The sequence below is a fragment of the Oligoflexus sp. genome (genome assembly GCF_035712445.1).
GTDB lineage: Bacteria > Bdellovibrionota_B > Oligoflexia > Oligoflexales > Oligoflexaceae > Oligoflexus.
Genome location: NZ_DASTAT010000070.1, coordinates 39,644 through 55,518, shown reverse-complemented (window position 1 = coordinate 55,518; position 15,875 = coordinate 39,644). Strand labels below are relative to the sequence as shown.

Annotated in this window: 15 protein-coding genes; 11 read left to right on the top strand and 4 right to left on the bottom strand. The window is 55.4% G+C overall.

The features are described 5' to 3' along the window. Window positions 1-770 (bottom strand): alcohol dehydrogenase catalytic domain-containing protein (locus tag VFO10_RS15660; protein WP_325141784.1); only part of this gene is annotated, 770 nt, incomplete at its 3' end. Further along, a complete protein-coding gene (locus tag VFO10_RS15655) occupies window positions 767-1,687 on the bottom strand; it encodes an SRPBCC family protein (RefSeq protein WP_325141782.1) in 921 nt (306 codons plus the stop codon). The genes VFO10_RS15660 and VFO10_RS15655, both read right to left, overlap by 4 nt. Window positions 1,688-1,911: 224 nt before the next feature. On the opposite strand from VFO10_RS15655, the gene fumC reads away from it, so the two are divergent. The 9 genes from fumC (at window position 1,912) to VFO10_RS15610 (ending at window position 12,859) form a co-directional block, all read left to right on the top strand. Beyond that, window positions 1,912-3,303, top strand: a complete 1,392-nt coding sequence (fumC, locus tag VFO10_RS15650; RefSeq protein ID WP_325141780.1) for a class II fumarate hydratase — start codon at window positions 1,912-1,914, stop codon at window positions 3,301-3,303. An 85-nt stretch (window positions 3,304-3,388) separates the two neighbouring features. Beyond that, the gene (locus tag VFO10_RS15645) at window positions 3,389-3,601 is read left to right on the top strand and encodes a hypothetical protein (protein ID WP_325141779.1); all 213 of its coding nucleotides are present in this window, start codon (window positions 3,389-3,391) and stop codon (window positions 3,599-3,601) included. Beyond that, window positions 3,598-3,960, top strand: a complete 363-nt coding sequence (locus VFO10_RS15640; protein ID WP_325141777.1) for a phage holin family protein — start codon at window positions 3,598-3,600, stop codon at window positions 3,958-3,960. The genes VFO10_RS15645 and VFO10_RS15640 overlap by 4 nt, the downstream gene beginning before the upstream one ends. Beyond that, window positions 3,939-4,448, top strand: coding sequence for a hypothetical protein (locus VFO10_RS15635; protein WP_325141775.1), 510 nt, complete (start codon window positions 3,939-3,941; stop codon window positions 4,446-4,448). The genes VFO10_RS15640 and VFO10_RS15635 overlap by 22 nt, the downstream gene beginning before the upstream one ends. Window positions 4,449-4,581: 133 nt before the next feature. Beyond that, a complete protein-coding gene (locus tag VFO10_RS15630) occupies window positions 4,582-6,393 on the top strand; it encodes a hypothetical protein (protein WP_325141773.1) in 1,812 nt (603 codons plus the stop codon). A 164-nt stretch (window positions 6,394-6,557) separates the two neighbouring features. Further along, window positions 6,558-9,341 carry a 7TM diverse intracellular signaling domain-containing protein gene (locus tag VFO10_RS15625; protein ID WP_325141771.1) on the top strand — a complete coding sequence of 928 codons (2,784 nt, stop codon included), beginning with the start codon at window positions 6,558-6,560 and terminating at the stop codon, window positions 9,339-9,341. Between the two features lie 177 nt (window positions 9,342-9,518). Then, window positions 9,519-10,748: a hypothetical protein gene (locus VFO10_RS15620; protein WP_325141770.1), complete on the top strand. Its 1,230-nt coding sequence runs from the start codon at window positions 9,519-9,521 to the stop codon at window positions 10,746-10,748. An 87-nt stretch (window positions 10,749-10,835) separates the two neighbouring features. Next, window positions 10,836-11,999, top strand: coding sequence for an NAD(P)/FAD-dependent oxidoreductase (locus tag VFO10_RS15615; RefSeq protein ID WP_325141768.1), 1,164 nt, complete (start codon window positions 10,836-10,838; stop codon window positions 11,997-11,999). Then, complete coding sequence (locus VFO10_RS15610; RefSeq protein WP_325141766.1) at window positions 11,996-12,859, top strand: sigma-70 family RNA polymerase sigma factor; 864 nt, start codon at window positions 11,996-11,998, stop codon at window positions 12,857-12,859. The genes VFO10_RS15615 and VFO10_RS15610 overlap by 4 nt, the downstream gene beginning before the upstream one ends. A gap of 3 nt (window positions 12,860-12,862) precedes the next feature. Here VFO10_RS15610 and VFO10_RS15605 read toward each other — a convergent pair whose 3' ends face one another. Then, window positions 12,863-13,468: a TetR/AcrR family transcriptional regulator gene (locus VFO10_RS15605; protein WP_325141764.1), complete on the bottom strand. Its 606-nt coding sequence runs from the start codon at window positions 13,466-13,468 to the stop codon at window positions 12,863-12,865. Window positions 13,469-13,658: 190 nt separating this feature from the next. On the opposite strand from VFO10_RS15605, the gene VFO10_RS15600 reads away from it, so the two are divergent. Continuing rightward, window positions 13,659-14,480 carry a metal-dependent hydrolase gene (locus VFO10_RS15600; protein ID WP_325141762.1) on the top strand — a complete coding sequence of 274 codons (822 nt, stop codon included), beginning with the start codon at window positions 13,659-13,661 and terminating at the stop codon, window positions 14,478-14,480. 78 nt (window positions 14,481-14,558) lie between these two features. On the opposite strand, the gene VFO10_RS15595 is transcribed toward VFO10_RS15600, so the two are convergent. After that, on the bottom strand, window positions 14,559-15,116 hold the full coding sequence (locus VFO10_RS15595; RefSeq protein WP_325141760.1) for a hypothetical protein: 558 nt from the start codon (window positions 15,114-15,116) through the stop codon (window positions 14,559-14,561). Between the two features lie 146 nt (window positions 15,117-15,262). On the opposite strand from VFO10_RS15595, the gene VFO10_RS15590 reads away from it, so the two are divergent. Further along, window positions 15,263-15,862: a type 1 glutamine amidotransferase domain-containing protein gene (locus tag VFO10_RS15590; protein ID WP_325141758.1), complete on the top strand. Its 600-nt coding sequence runs from the start codon at window positions 15,263-15,265 to the stop codon at window positions 15,860-15,862. Window positions 15,863-15,875 lie beyond the last annotated feature (13 nt).

Genomic DNA, 15,875 nt, shown 5'->3' with positions numbered 1-15,875 from the left:
CCGCGGCCGCCGGTCAGATCACGCAGGGCGATCTGAATATCGAATTCTTCGAAATTAAGGGGAATCACCCGGCCCTCGGGAACGCGGGTTAAAGCCATATCAAGCCTTTCCGGCAAGCGGTCGATCACGATGACCCGCTCGGCGCCAAGGAGCAGCGCGCTGCGGACTGCAAACTGTCCGACCGGGCCCGCACCCCATACGGCGACGGTGTCTCCGGCCTTGATCTGACAATTTTCAGCCGCCATGTATCCGGTCGGCAGAACATCGCTCAAAAAAAGAACCTGCTCATCTTTCATCGCGTCGGGTATTTTGAAGGGACCGACGTCGCCATACGGCACGCGAACGAATTCCGCCTGTCCACCGGGATAACCGCCCATCATATGCGAATAGCCGAAAATTCCTGCGGGTGAATACCCGTACATTCTCTCGGCCATGGCCCTGTTGGGGTTGGAGTTATCACAGAGGGCATGCATGGAGTTCTGGCAGAAATAACAGTGACCGCAGGCGATAGGGAAGGGGACGACGACCCGATCACCGACCTGCAGCTTGCGGATGGACGAGCCGATTTCGACGACTTCGCCCATGAATTCGTGACCCAGGATGTCCCCGCTATTCATTGAAGGGATGACGTCATCGTAAAGGTGGAGGTCCGAACCGCAGATCGCGGTGAGACTCACTTTCACAATGATATCGGTCGGGCTCTGGAGGGTCGGTTCAGGGACCTGATCGACGCGAACGTCCTCCTTTCCATGCCACACGACTGCTTTCATGATGTCCTCCGAGCCAAAGATTGCATGGTTCTGACATGAAGATGCGATTTCAGGCGATTCTGCCAGCCGCCGACCGGATCCTTGATGCCATGCGGAAAGCGACTCTGACCGATGGTGATGGTGCCGGTTTCCAAAAGTTGCTTCAGCTTGTGCAGAGCTTCATCCAAAGAGTCCTCGGTCACCGGACTGAACCATTTCATCAGCGTCGATCCCATAATCCCGGCGGGCGGAATCATATGCACGGTGACGGTGACCTCGGTTTCCTCGGGGTGCGGACCGGCTTTGAACTGCAGCGTTCCATTCAGGCGGAAATGCGATTCTGGAAAAGCCGTCCAGGTGATCTGCTCATCGGGGGTTTCATGCGTGATTTCCACGGTGACGGGAATCGACACCAGCTCGGCCGTATCACTGAACATCCAGATGCTACGGTGATTTTCCAATTTTTGAATCTGCTTGACCGTCGGGAAACAGCGGGCGATCTGCTCATGGTCACGGAAGAATTCGTAGGCGTCATGAGGCGAACGCTCGATCGTAATCGTCTGCCGCATTTGAACGGGATGCGGATCGGCCACTCCCCGATGATGCATGCGCCCATTGGGGGTGGTATCGACGCCCAGGGCGGAATAGATCAGGCAGCGGCCGGTCACGGCACGGCCGACAAGGTAGAGCCCGCTGGCGCTCGATAGCTGCCCGGGCAGGGTCAAAAGATTCGGGATTCCATAAAACAAAAGACCGCCACCGACCACGCCGGATGCAAGGCGTTCGTTTCGGGACACATTCTGCTTGGAACTCTCCGGATAGTCCTGCTCGGAGGGTTCCGCCGTCGGCAGGACCTCGGGCACTGGCTCAACGGGAGCGGGAGCCGAAGCCACCACAGTGCTCGGCTGTCTTTTCTTCTGCGCAGAATTCTTCGACATGACAAACTCCTGGTATTGTAAATTTTCGCTAACCTTGCGCGGACCTTAGCATGAATTTTCAAAGATTCCTTCCCAGGGAAAACGTGTAACGGGCACGCCCCATGCATCAGGGCAGCGGTTTTCCAGCTTCTCTCCAGCCCACGGCACAAAGTCCATGCAGGTGTTTGGATACAGGAGAGTAGGTTTTTTAAGGCAGGGATTTTCCTGCGAAAGGTGAAATCTTCATGAAAATGCGTATCGAGACCGATTCTCTTGGCGAAGTTTCTCTGCCCGATGAACGATATTATGGAGCCCAGACCCAAAGAGCGCTGGAGCACTTTCAAATCGGGGATCACAGGTTCCCGCGCGAGGTGATCAAGGCCTTCGGTCTTGTGAAGAAAGCGGCCGCGCTCACCAATGCCGACTTGAATCTTTTGGCTCCATTCAAAGCGGAAGCGATCATCACCGTCTGCGACGAGGTGATCCGCGGGGATCTGGATGCAGAATTTCCCTTGCTGATCTGGCAATCCGGTAGCGGCACTCAATCCAATATGAATGCCAATGAAGTGATCGCCAATCGGGCCAATGTGCTCCTGGGGTCAGGCAAAGGCAAAAAGCAGCCGATTCATCCGAATGATGATATCAATCTGTCCCAGTCATCGAACGATGTTTTTCCTACCGTTATGCATCTTGCGGCTCTGGATCAGCTGCAGAATAAACTCCTGCCCGCTCTGCTTGAAATGGAAGCCGAGCTGGCGAATCAGTCCACGCGATTCGCCCAGATCTATAAGATTGGTCGCACGCATCTCATGGACGCCACACCCATGACATTGGGTCAGGAGTTCAGTGAATTCGCGGCCGAGATTGCTTTCAATCGACAGAATATCGCCGATGCGCGCAAGCCCCTTTACGAAATCGCCCTGGGCGGCAGCGCGATCGGCACGGGACTCAACACCCATCCGGCCTATGCGGAAAAAGTTGCGGAAACCCTGGCAGCTTTAACGGGATTTCCTTTGATCACAGCGCGTAACAAATTTTCGGCCCTGGCCTCGCATCAGGCTCTGGTGCATGCGAGTTCCTGCCTGCGCACGCTCGCGACCGACTGCATGAAGATCGCCAACGACATTCGCTGGCTCGGCAGTGGCCCGCGCTGCGGCCTTGCGGAATTGAAACTTCCAGGCAACGAACCGGGGAGTTCCATCATGCCCGGCAAGGTGAATCCCACCCAGGCGGAAGCCCTGACGATGATCGTGGCGCGCGTGCTGGGGAATGATGTGACGATCGGCTTTGCGGGAAGTCAGGGTAATTTTCAGCTGAACGTCTTCAAACCGATCATGATTTACAGCCTTCTGGAATCCATCACGCTCCTTTCCGATGGCTGCGGGAGTTTCACCGAATTTTGCCTCAGGGGCCTTGAGCCGCGGGTGGATGTGATGAAGCGTTATCTGGAAAGTTCCCTGATGCTGGTCACCGCCCTGTCCCCCATCATTGGTTATGATCGGGCGGCCCAGGCGGTGAAGACCGCCCAGGAGACCCAGCGGAGCCTCAGGGACGTGGTGATCGAGCAGGGCGACCTTACGCCTGAAAAATACGATGAGGTGATTTCCCCGGAAGCGATGACGAGGCCGGGACTTTGAGCGCGTCAGTTCTGCCGTAAACGGTCATTCCTTTGGCACAAAGACTGCAATCCCGCAGTTTGAGTTTCATCCGGGAGGAGATTCCATGATTCATAACGAAGAGCCCATGCAGCAAGGTATCGCGAAATCCAGTCGGCTTCGTGCGATCTTCCGTCCGAACCACAAGGCCCATGATCCCATCGGGCCCGCCCTGAAAGAAAGAGCCAGCGATTGGATGGATGCCCATCCTTGGGGTGTGATCGGGGCCGTGCTCGGCGTCGCTGGAGTCCTTGGCTATAGCCTGGGTGTGCGGTCATGAAGATCGAGAGCGCTGCGCGCGTGAAAGAGGAGATCCAGGATCTGGGGCGCCTGCATGTGACCTTCATCAAGGAACAGGTGAAAAGCTCCAGTTCCAGGCTGAAGCTCGGCGTCCCACTTTTGTTTCTGGGAATCGCGCTGTCCATTTTCGGAATCGTCAGGCTGTTCGATGGCCTTGCGATCCGCCTCATGGACGAAGGTTCCGGCGCTGCTCAATTTTTAAGCGGCGGCCTTCTGCTGTTGGTGTCCATAATTATGCTCGCTATCGCCGCCGGTTCCCTCAAACACATTAAACAATACGCGGGGGAAGTCTCCCGTGAAATACGTGAGGACATCACATGGTTGAAAAGTCTCTTGTAAGCAGCTCGGAAATCCAGGAGGCCATGGCCCAGAAGCGCGCGTCGCTGCGGGAAAACATCTATCATATGGAAAAGGAAGTTGAGAAAAAAGTTCTCGACACCGTTGATCAGGTGCAGCATAAGGTTCTCGCAGCCACGGATGCCGTCACGCAGAAAGTGACCCGGCCGGTTTATGCGGTTCAGGAAAAAATTGAAGCGGTGCCGCGTGCTCTGCACAGCGCGCCGATGAAAACACTCCTGACTGTAGCTGCTGTGGGTGTGACACTTGGGTTTTTGATCGGTCGTCGTGGACGTCACCGTCATCACATGACGCGTGCGCTTTTGGCGACAGCTGCTCCCAAGGCGTTGCAGAAAATTCAGAAAGTGAAAAAACCAGTTGCTGAGAAGAAATCCAAGCTTGCACGGGGATTTTTTGCGACTATCGCGACAGAAGCAGCCCACCAACTCTTTATGAATTCTCTCTCAGGCCTCATGCGCCGCCGCGCTTGAACGCAATCCATGCGTTCTTTTCAGCTTTCCTCTTATTGACAGAAGAGTCTTCTCTATTTAGTAGATAGGAGGACTCATCCACTGACACCCGCCTTTGATCTAGATACCGACGCGTGAGTAAAAGGAGAGATTCATGAGTGGTTTAAATTGGTCGAAATTGCCGGGACTTATCTGTGCAGTTTTTTTGCATGTGCTTGGGGTATTTTTCTTAGTTAAGGCGACCAATCTCGATTGCAATGCCATCGGCCGTGCCGCGGCCCTGCAAAGACAATTGGAAGGCTCGGACTATCGCTACGACCCCGCAATTCGTGAAAGTGAAGTGAAGTGCAATCAGAACATGACGATCCATATCTGGGCGTCCATGGGCTGCTGGTTCTTCTCCCTGGCAGGCCTGGCCCACACCATGGTCCTTCTGCATCGTCGCAATAAGCTACCGCTGTCGGTAGGCGCAGCCTTGGCGAAATCACAGGATGTGAAAAAGCCCTTGGCCGAACCCGATCTTGGTCTCTTCCATTCCATCAAAGATGGTCTGGCCGAACTGGAAAGCGCTCTGAAACAGCAGTCCGCGCCTGTGGCGGCTGGGATTTCGATGCAAATCCATCAGCATAATATCAAAATGCTGCAGTCGCAGACCTCGCAAACCTGTCAGATTCTGATGAATAGTCATAGTCTTTTGGGCAAGGGTCTGACCCGGGTTCAGGCTCTGGTCGCGATGTGCCGGGAAAGTGCGAACTTCACCGCATCGAACCGCATCGAGTGGAAGAAGAACAACCTGTCCGGTGTTCTTTCGCAAATTCGTCAGAATCACGATCAGCTGCTCGATCGTTCGAAGAGCATTGCCAGCATGCATGCCTCGACCATGCGGCTTTTGCACGAAGCCATTCTGAGTGAAAAGATCATTCATCAGAAGGTGAACCGGATCGAAGAGAAGCTGAAGGAAGTCCAGAGCGGATCCTTCTCGGTGCATAAGACCATCGAAAAAATGGTCGAGGCGATCAGCGAATCGCGCGAAGACGTGCACAGCGCCAGCAAGCTGGTGAACAGCTATAAGCAGAAATCGGAAAACATGGGCGTCGTGCTCTCGCGCATCGACGAACTGGTCGAGAAAATGAATCGGCATATGATGTCGATGTCCCTCGATTACGCGCGCAATTCTGATACGCAGAATGATTATTTTTCGGTCAGCTCGGAAATCCGCAGCCTCGCGGTGGAGTTCCACAACTATACCATCCAGCTGAAAGAATACGTGGATGTAGGACAGCCGGAGCTTGACAAGGCTCAGCACTTCCTTCTGGAAGCGGGACAGAAATCGGAGCATGCCTTCGTTTCCGTGAAGCGCATCGAAGAGGCCTATCGCAACGATGTGGCGGCCGCGAAGTATGCCATCTCTGATTTGTCGCTGCTGAGCAGTGAAGTTCATATTCACATGACCAAACTGAACGAAACCCGTGATCTGGGCGACGACACCTCGCGGATTTCCCAGGAGATCCTCGTCCTTTTGGATGCCGTCGGATCCCTGCATCGTCGTTTCAACGAAGAAAGCGGTCACATCACCCTGCAGTGCGAGAAGCTGTCGAACCTTCTCACCAAGCAGCACTTCGAGCTGGGTCACTGTGAAAAACTGCTGATGGAGAGTTCGCAGGCGGTGGCCTCGGCCATTCGTCATGCCAATGAAACCAAGCAGAATGCGGCCACCTGGGTTGTCAGCATGAGCCAGACTTCGATTCAGGAGAGTCGTGATCCTGGAAGCAACACGTTGCCCCCCAACTCGCAGCCGGACAATCCCAATCCGCCTGTCGAGGAGGTGATCGTTCACAAGATCGCTGATTTCAAGAAAATGGTCGCGAGGCTGGAACAAAATCTTGAAGCCGCCGAGCCGGAAATGAAATCGCAGTCGAATCCGAACCGCGTGCCCAAGGTCACGCTGGCTTCCGTGGGACAATAAAAATGGGGCGGGGGGTTCGCTCCTCGCCAAACCCTCTTCTTTCCTGCCTTCACGCCCTTATTTTTTCCGAAAGCCCATAAAAATTTGCCGCAGCTGCCTTTATTTTTAGCAGGAAGCGCCGATTCCTCTTTGGATACCTGTGTTAAAGATCGGAGGAGCTGCGTATGTCCTGCTGGAAACCTGCATTTTTTTTAATCAGTCTCCTGATGCTGATGTCCCCGGCCCAGGGTGCTGATATCGTTCCTATTCCGCTGGATCCTGCCACCGGCAGCAGCCCGGTGGGGCCATCGAGTTTTGTGCTGGTCGATCCAGGCAAGGACATGGATCTCAATGCCGCGATCAAGGCCTGGGAAACCGGGCAGTTTCAAAAGGAAATGGCCCAGGATCCCAACTATGGCTTCACGGGTCATGCCTACTGGTACAGGTTTTCCGCCCAGAATACGGCCGCGGAATCCCGCGAATGGTTCTTCGGACTGGAATACCCGCTCGTGAATCATATCGACCTTTACGTGAAGGCAGCTGATGGGCAGTGGATCCGTCGCGAGGCCGGCAACGCCCTGGATTTCGAAAAACGCGATCTGAAGAGCCGCTTTATCTATTTGAAATATCAGTTCGCAGCCGGCGAGCAGAAAGATTTTTTCCTGCGCCTGCAGACCGATGGCTCCTCGGAATTCCGCATGACCTGGAAGGATCTTCCGACCATTGCCAAGGCGGATCATGATATTCAGTTTTTCCTTGGCCTTTGCCTGGGTCTGCCCCTTATCATTGCCGCCTATTATTTTGTGATGATGATCAATACCCGGCAGGCCGATGCCATGTGGCTCTGCATTTTTCTCGTGGCGCTCTTCCTTTTCCGCATGGTGATCAATGGCTATGCTTATGAGTATCTTTGGCCCCATGCCCCGGACCTCGCCCATGCGGCTGTTGCGTTTACGATCCCTCTGATATTTTTGACCTCGACGACGGCCACCCAATCGTTCCTGCCGATGGCCAACTACCCGCGTTTTCGTTTGGTGCTGCGGGGATTCATGGCCTTGAATGCTGTGCTCATGGTGCTATCCTTCGTGCTGCCCTATCGCATGGTGAAAGTCTATACTCTGGTCGGCATCCTTACCGCGACTGTGATCATTGCTACCAGTATTCATTCGCAGATGAGAGGTTTCCGGCCCGCACGCTACTTCGTATACGCCTGGGCGGCCATGCTGATTGGTTCCATTACCTTCGGCCTGCAAAAATTGGGAGTGCTGCCGGTGACTTTCCTGGGAACCTATGGTCCCGAGATCGCGACCGTGCTGCAGTCCGTTCTGATGTCGCTTGGTGTCAGCGATAAGATCAACGATACCAACCGCCAGCTTCAGATCGCGCAGGAAGAAGCTCTGAAAGCCCAGATCGAGACGAACAGGCTGCAGGAAGTCATGAACACCGAACTGGAAAAGCAGGTGGCTGAGCGTACGGAAGAGCTGTGGAAGCAGACCAAGGGCATGAGCGTTATGCTCGACAATATCCGGCAGGGTATCTGTACGGTCGATGGTGAATTCCGCATCCATCCGCAGCATTCGCGTTACCTTGGGGATATCCTCGGCACGGGGGACCTCGATGGACGGCCTTTAACGGAAATCCTCTTCCAGCACAGCGACCTTGGCAAAGAGCAGCGCGATATGCTGCATTCCACGGTGAATGCGGCCGTGGGCGGGGATAGCCTGCAGCTGGAGGCCAACGAACATCTTCTGCCGCGCTCGGTGCATTTCCGTGCCGCGCGGGATGCGAAGGTGCTGGAACTGGACTGGGCGGGCATCGAGGATAAGGATGGAACCATCGAAAAGATGCTGGTCTCCATTCGCGATGTGACCGAGATTCGCCAGGCCGAGGAAGCCGCAGCGGTCAAGCAGAAGGAGCTGGAAGCCATCGGCAAGATCCTGGATCTTTCCGCCAGCAAGTTCCGCCGCTTCATCAAATCGTCTTCGATACTCCTGGAAGAATCGCGTCAGCGCCTGGACTCGGTCAGCCGTGAAAACTGGGGCGTGATCCTGCGCCATGTGCATACGATCAAGGGCAACGCGCGGACCTATCGCCTGACGGATGTATCGGCGGCCGTGCATGAAGTGGAAAACGAACTCTTTGCCATCAATCCTGATAAGATTACGTCGCGCGAAGTCGAGACCTGCATCCGCGGCCTTTCGCGCATCGAGGCCATGATTGGCTTTTATCAGCGCATTCATGATGAAAAACTGAAACGCGGTGCGGTGGCGGAAACCGAAAATCTGATCGTCCAGGCCTCGCGGATGATGTCCGATGTCTGGAGTGAGCTGAGCGTGGACAAACGCCGCCGGTACCGCCAGACGCTTCAGCGTTTGGATGCCCTGAATACCAATAGCTTCATCAAGGTCATCCAGCCTGTGATCGAATCCCTGCCCGGCCTTGCGCAGCAGCTGAACAAGACGGCCCCTGAAGTCGTCGTGAAGGGGAATGATTTCTTCGTCGAGCCGGATCACCTGAACTATTATGAGGACATCTTCGTTCATATGATGCGAAACAGCCTGGATCATGGCTTCATGCTGGGTGATGTGGGCCGTATCACGATTGAAGTGAAGCATGGGAAGGACGAGACCGAGATCCTTTACTATGATAACGGCCGCGGTTTGAACCTGCCGGCATTGAAGAAAAAGGCTGTGGAAAAAGGCGCTTTGAAAGACACCGCGGATGAACTCACAGTGGCCCGCAGCATCTTCGTCGCTGGGGTTTCGAGTGCCCGCGTGGTGACCGAAATTTCGGGGCGCGGCGTGGGGATGGATGCGGTGAGGGCCTGTGTCGAACGCCTGCGGGGGCGCATTGACCTGAAACTCCTGGGCGAAGCGAATATTCCGGGCTATCAGCGCTGTGAATTCCACATCGTCTTGCCAGCCCAGAATCAGGCCCTGGAAGCGCTTTCGGTGGACGAGGCGGCTTGATCGGCCGCTTCCTCTTTCTCCAGTCAGCGCAGAATCCTTCTGCTTGCACGCTGAGCAAAAAAAATTCCGGGAAGACATTTCCGTAGTCTTCCCAAAAAAAATTATTCCTGCCATAGTCACTCCCAGAGCAAGCCAGATTTTCGTAAATAATTTCAGACTTCCATGGGGATTAACTCAATGCGAACGCTCCTCCGGGCCCTTTTGGGGTTCGCCTTTTTGATCGGCTGCGGACCCAGTCAGACTCCTGATTCCACTCTGGATTTCAGCTCCGGCGAGCATGTGATCCTGGGCGAACAGGGCTATCGCAAGGCCTGTGACCAAAGGGGAGGGCTCTGCCCGGCGTCGCTGGTTCGTGCGGACAGCAAACAGAGCTTTTCCTATGGTGAGCTGGTGGCCTTCAGCGGTGATTTTTATGCGAACCCGGAAGGCATTTATGAGGAACGGGTCGAACCCTTCCTGAAGTGGAACAGGAATGATGTGAACGATGTGAAGGGCCGCTTTCAGAAGGAAATCGAAACGATCGAAAACTTCCTTCATGGACATTCCGATGAAGAGTATCCCGACTTCAATCTCAGCTATGCCTGGAACTATCCTGACTATCTGAATCTCGCTCTCGCCAACGAAGCGCATTTTGGTTTTTATAATATGCTGGCCTATGTGAAATATCACGGGCGGGCCCTGAATCTGGCGCTGGAGGCCCATGCTCTGGCTTTGACCGATAGCCTTCGTTCCCAGCGGCTTTTCACTCAGGCTCTTTTCATGAACGCCTTTGCCGATCATTTCCTGACCGACGGTTTTGCGTCCGGTCATGTTCGTGATCCACGCATTCAAATTCTGCAATGGGGCCGCGCGAACGGGCTCAGTGATCGGGCTGCAGGAACTCTGGCCAAGGTCATCCATGACAGGGACGGCGAGGTTCGCGTCTCGGGCGAGCATGGTCTTCAGGTCACCAACGCGCGCGGTGATAGCTGGCTGACCCGCTGCGATTCGCAGCTTTTTTGGAAGAATACCATGGACGATCCCTCCATCGTGGTTCCTGTGCGTGCGGTGGAAGCCTCCGTGCGCGAGGTGCTGGATGCTTATGACAACGGCGCGGCTGTGCCAGGTGTCTATGCCGCCACCGAAATGGTGCCCTTTCCATCCCGCGTGGAACGTCGTCTGATTGAACTCTTTCCCAAGGATCTGCCCGAGGCCGAGTACGATAGGATCATGAAGCAGATGGCGTTCTATACGCGCATCAAAGCCTTTTCAGGTGTTGATAAAACGGTCCTGAAAAACCTGACAGCCTCGCTGCCAGGCATCATGCAGAACTTCCGAACGGATGTGCAGAGCGAAATCCTTCGTGATCCCATTCTTACGCAAAGGCTGCCTCAGGCTTACCTGGATGCTTACCAGATGATTGAATAGTCTGTGATTTCCGATGTTTATAAGATTCCTATCCCAATTCGATAAGGCCAATCGTCTCTTAGTTGTCGATCAACAGGAGACGATGCCATGAACAATCGAATCGTTATCGCCGGTGGAGGTTACGCCGGACTCTTCGCAGCCGCCCGCTTGAGTCAGTCGTCCGGTATGAAAGTCACCCTTATCGATGCGAGTCCGCAGTTTACCGAGCGGGTCCGCCTGCATGAGTACCTTGCAGGCCGCCCGCTGAAGTCTTATCCCTATCGCGAGATCTGTAAAAACATGGGCCTTGAATTTATCCAAGGCCGCATTACAAAACTGCAGCCCGATCAGCAGTCCCTTATCGTGGAAGGTGCGGAGGGTGCGCGGTCAGTGACTTACGATGGGCTGCTCTATGCCCTTGGCAGCCGCACGCGTCACGCCCCGGATATGCCCGGACTGGATCATCATGCTTTCCGTTTGGATGCCGGTCATTCTTTGGATCAGGCGCGTCTAAGGCTGGCCGCGCTTCCTGCAGGTCGCACGGTGACGGTCCTTGGCGCTGGCCTGACAGGATTGGAAGCTGCCACCGAAATCAAGGAAGCCTACCCGCATCTTGATGTTGCCCTTTGGGAAGCCGGCCTTGCTTTTCAGAACTATGCACCGGGAGCCGCACGCGAGATCAGGGCCGTGCTGGAAAAACTCGGTGTTTCCCTGCATGAAAATCACCGTGCTGCTTGTGTGCGTGAAGACGCCGTGCAGGCAGCCGATGGCAGCTGGCATGCGAGCGCATTCACCCTCAATTGTCTTGGCCTTGAAGTTGCGCCACTCGCCCGTGAATCCGGCATTCGCACCAATGAGAGGGGCCAGATCCAGGTGGATCCCTTCCTGCGATCCTTGAGTCATCCGAATATTCTGGCCCTTGGTGATGCCGCGGAATTGGATTCCCGGTCCGCCCTTTTTCAACGCATGTCCTGTGCCGCGGCCTGTCCCATGGGGACCTATGCCGCGGATGTGCTCCAGCGTTTGCAAAGCGGCAGGAAATTGCTACCCTTTCGTTTTGGGTTCACGGCCCGCTGCCTTTCCCTGGGACGCAAGGCTGCTCTGGTGCAGATGGTGAACGTGCGTGATGAACCCCGGCGCCTTTATTTCCGCGGCCGCCTTGCGGTTTGGATCAAGGAAATGATCTGCCGGGCCACGGTGAACGTTCCGCTTTGGGAGGCTCGCTCGGGTTTGGCCTTGAATCAGTGGTATCAACCAAGGGAACTGAAATGAACGAAAGGTTGAACGATTATCTGCGCGAACGGCCCATGCTTTTGCGCATCGCCTATAAAATACTGGGTTCACAAAGCGAGGCCGAGGATATCCTGCAGGATCTTTATATGAAGATCATGGCCCAGGACGGGCAGGAGATTCAAAACCCGCGGGCCTGGATGATACGCCTCGTGGTCAATGCCGCGATCGATCAGAAACGGGGTTTTTATCGGCAAAAAGTCGATTATATCGGATCGTGGCTGCCTGAGCCTTTCGTCGATGCGGGGAAAAGTGAACGCGAGGTGAAGGACGATGTATCCATGGCTTTCATGGTGCTGCTCGAACGGCTGAATCCCGTCGAGCGGGCGGTTTTTGTGCTGCGGGAGACCTGTGAACTTCCCTATCAGGAGATCGCGCCCATCCTCGGCATGACGGAAGCCGCCTGCCGCAAATCCTGGCAGAGGGCGGAAGCCGCCCTGGAGCAGGGGCGCAAACGATATGCCCCGGATCCGAAAATGCATGAGAGCATGACGATGGCCTTCCTTCAGTACTGGGCTCAGGGTCAGACCGAGGAGCTGATCAAACTCCTTCAGGCGGAAGCTGTGCTGTATTCCGATGGTGGTGGCAAGGTATCGGCGACGGCCGTGCCGATTGCAGGCGCATCGCGTGTTATTAAGTTCCTCTTCAGCCTTCTCCGTGCTGCGGGACCGAATGTCCAGGCCAGCGTGAAATTTCTGCCGCCGGATCAGGCCTGTTTACTGGTGGATGGCAAGCTTGCGACTGTGATCTGCCTGGAAGCGGATGGGGAGCGGATTCGGAATCTTTATTTCATGAGAAACCCGGATAAGATGGCTCGGATTCGGGCGCTGGTGGAGGCTTAGCGTTTATTCTGCGAACAGATAGCAGCAAAAGAGTTCGGCCAGCTCCTTCTTCACCGTATCAACCACAGCATCGGCGCTATCGTCCTGCACCAGATCTTCCAGCACGCCGTGAACACAGCCCACGATCAGCCTCGCGGCCATCTGGGGGGCTCGTTTGGGGATGTGGCTGGAAAATTCCTCCAGCACGTTTTCAATCTCACGGCGAAAGCGCTGCCGCGACTGCACCAAAAACTCCAGGGCGCCCAGCTGCGGCGCGTGACTATAAAGAACCATCACGAGCTTGCGCCGCTTCATCACAAGGTCCACGATCGCACCGACCACCGGCTCCACCCGCTCCCGCGGCGGCAGGTCGCGGACCGAGTGCAGGGCATCGCGCAGCTGCTGCCGATGATTTTCCTCGACGCGCTGGATCAGCGAGATGAAGATGGCTTCCTTGTTGGGAAAATAGCGATAAAGCGAGCCGATGCTGACGCCCGCGAGTTCGGCGATCTTGTTGGTCGTGGCGCGATCAAAGCCAAAATCGGGAATGAGTTTGGCGGTGGCTTCCATCACATCGTCCACCAGACTCTGGGAGCGTTTCTGCTTGGGAGCTTTGCGAAATGGGGTCATATTAACGCTCCATGCAAACCGGAGTAAAGCCGAAAAAACCGTCAAAATCAGCCGGCGTTTTTCCGAAGATTCCCAAGGTATTCCAATGGGATAAGTTCAGCCGCAAACGTGAGTTGAACGCGAGTATCCGGCGCGATTTTGCCGATATATACTGGCTAAGTTGGGAAATTAAAACACCGAGGTCACGTCGATGCATTCCATGCTCACGATTCATCCTGTCCCCGTGCGTGCCATGAACCTTCCGCGGCTCTGGTACCAGAATAATCCGGTGAAAACTCATTTCTTCAATGCTCTATCCACGCTCTTCCCGCAAGGTGAAAATTTCTTTATCGCCTCGGTCCGTGCCTTTGAACACTGCGCCCGGACCCCGGCCCTGCAGCAGCAGATTCGCGATTTCGTAACCCAGGAAAAAAACCACGCCGCCATCCACAAGGCGTACAATCGTTGCCTCGCTCGCGCCGGTTACGATGTGGCCTGGATGGAAAAGCTGCTGCATGAAAAGATCAGCTTTGGTCAGCAGCACGTGCCGCCGCTCATTCTTTTGGCTGTGACGGTCGCGACGGAACATATCACGGCGGTGTTGGGCGAAAAGGTCCTGCAGGGCGATCTCGTTCCCGAGGGCATTGATCCTGAGCTGCGCAAAATCTGGATCTGGCATGCCCTGGAAGAGGTCGATCACAAGGCGGTGGCCATGGACCTCTTTCAAGCGGCTGGCGGTACCTATGGACAGCGCGCGCGGGCCATGATCTATGCCGCGTGTGGCCTTGCCTGGGATACTTCGATCCGCATGTTCCATATGCTGAAGCGCGATGGGATCCTTTGGAAGTGGAAAACCTGGTGGCAGCTCACGGAGCTTTTATTCGGCAGAAAGGGTCTTGTGCCGCTGATCACCCGCGACATTCTCCGCTTTTATGCGCCCGGGTTTCATCCCGCGCGCCATGACAACTACGAACTGGTCGCCCATGGGCGCCGTCTGCTCGGTTCCGAAGCGGCGGCAGGGAATTTCCAGTAACTTTGATTGACTGAAGGGAAGCGCCCGCTCCTATCGGGGAGGCGGGCGTGTTTATCATCCCAGTGGAAGCCCCGCTTCCTAGAGTGGCCGCATCTTCGCGATATCCTCAGCTGTAATCCCACGACGATCAATCTCTTTCTGAAAATAGGCCCGGAATCTCTCCGTATCCGTGGTCGGCGCTCCGGTCTGGGTGCGGTCGAAGCCGAAGTTATCTTCCGGCGGAATCTGCCCGAAGACGGCCGAGGACACCTGCCCGCCCAGGATAGCCACGCCACGCGGCGTCAGCTGGTCGGTCCAGATATAGGGTTTATTGATATCCCAAAGAGCATAATCACTCATCTTTGATGTGTCGTGGCAGCATGCACAGCCGCACGAGCGAACCTGCTTTGTGATCCAGGCCACCTCTTCCATGAACTGAGGATCCTGCAGGCGTGCATCATTCGGATCAGGCTCTCGCGGCGCCGGAATAGGGCGAAACGGACGGCCCTGCTTCCGCACCACCTGGCAGCTGACGTCTTCTGCATAATTACGGCCTTCGATCGTGCAGCCCTGAATGGACACATGCGGTTTCGGGAGTGTCTGACTCCAAAGGGAAAAAGGCATGAAAACCAGGGCACCAACCATCCAATTCTTCATGAGCATCTCCTTCATTGCAAATGCCGCCTATTCTAGCCCGCGTCGTCTCCGCCCGCCATGACCCGAAAGGATGTATCGCTTTTAGGGTGGCCCTGGAATTGCAATACATTTGCGCCGTCATTGGCAACAACAAGGAGAATCAGTCCATGGCAAATCAATTTCTTAAAGGTCGTCGCGTCGCCATTCTTGCAACAGATGGATTTGAACAGTCGGAGCTTTTCGAGCCTAAAAAGGCTTTGGAAGCCGCCGGAGCCGAGGTGGATGTGGTGTCCCCCAAGGAAGGCTCGATCAAAGGCTGGAGCGGCAAGGACTGGGGTAAATCCATTGATGTCGACCTCATGCTCTCGGAAGCCGATGCAGATGATTATGCAGCGCTCATGCTTCCCGGTGGCGTGATCAATCCTGACAAGCTGCGCATTGATGAAGACGCTGTGAAGTTCGTGCAAAAATTCGTCACAGCGAAAAAACCGATCGCCGCCATCTGTCACGGACCCCAGGTGCTGATTGAGACCGGCATCGTCAAAGGCCGGCAGATGACCTCATGGCCTTCCCTGAAAACCGACCTTATCAACGCCGGCGCTCATTGGGTCGATGAAGAGGTCGTCACCGATCAGGGGCTGGTGACGAGCCGCAAGCCGGATGATATCCCGGCCTTCAACAAAAAGATGATCGAAGAGTTCGCAGAAGGCAAGCACGACCGTTCCCGCAGCCAGGGTCGTTCGGAATCCATGGAAACTCATGCGTAAAGATCAAGGGTGA

What these genes read in the sequence shown, in the direction of transcription:
- VFO10_RS15645 (WP_325141779.1), top strand. Translation starts at nt 3,389, where the DNA reads ATGATTCATAACGAAGAGCCCATGCAGCAAGGTATCGCGAAATCCAGT.
- VFO10_RS15620 (WP_325141770.1), top strand. Translation starts at nt 9,519, where the DNA reads ATGCGAACGCTCCTCCGGGCCCTTTTGGGGTTCGCCTTTTTGATCGGC.
- fumC (WP_325141780.1), top strand. Translation starts at nt 1,912, where the DNA reads ATGAAAATGCGTATCGAGACCGATTCTCTTGGCGAAGTTTCTCTGCCC.
- VFO10_RS15590 (WP_325141758.1), top strand. Translation starts at nt 15,263, where the DNA reads ATGGCAAATCAATTTCTTAAAGGTCGTCGCGTCGCCATTCTTGCAACA.
- VFO10_RS15630 (WP_325141773.1), top strand. Translation starts at nt 4,582, where the DNA reads ATGAGTGGTTTAAATTGGTCGAAATTGCCGGGACTTATCTGTGCAGTT.
- VFO10_RS15635 (WP_325141775.1), top strand. Translation starts at nt 3,939, where the DNA reads ATGGTTGAAAAGTCTCTTGTAAGCAGCTCGGAAATCCAGGAGGCCATG.
- VFO10_RS15625 (WP_325141771.1), top strand. Translation starts at nt 6,558, where the DNA reads ATGTCCTGCTGGAAACCTGCATTTTTTTTAATCAGTCTCCTGATGCTG.
- VFO10_RS15600 (WP_325141762.1), top strand. Translation starts at nt 13,659, where the DNA reads ATGCATTCCATGCTCACGATTCATCCTGTCCCCGTGCGTGCCATGAAC.
- VFO10_RS15595 (WP_325141760.1), bottom strand. Translation starts at nt 15,116, where the DNA reads ATGAAGAATTGGATGGTTGGTGCCCTGGTTTTCATGCCTTTTTCCCTT.
- VFO10_RS15605 (WP_325141764.1), bottom strand. Translation starts at nt 13,468, where the DNA reads ATGACCCCATTTCGCAAAGCTCCCAAGCAGAAACGCTCCCAGAGTCTG.
- VFO10_RS15640 (WP_325141777.1), top strand. Translation starts at nt 3,598, where the DNA reads ATGAAGATCGAGAGCGCTGCGCGCGTGAAAGAGGAGATCCAGGATCTG.
- VFO10_RS15615 (WP_325141768.1), top strand. Translation starts at nt 10,836, where the DNA reads ATGAACAATCGAATCGTTATCGCCGGTGGAGGTTACGCCGGACTCTTC.
- VFO10_RS15655 (WP_325141782.1), bottom strand. Translation starts at nt 1,687, where the DNA reads ATGTCGAAGAATTCTGCGCAGAAGAAAAGACAGCCGAGCACTGTGGTG.
- VFO10_RS15610 (WP_325141766.1), top strand. Translation starts at nt 11,996, where the DNA reads ATGAACGAAAGGTTGAACGATTATCTGCGCGAACGGCCCATGCTTTTG.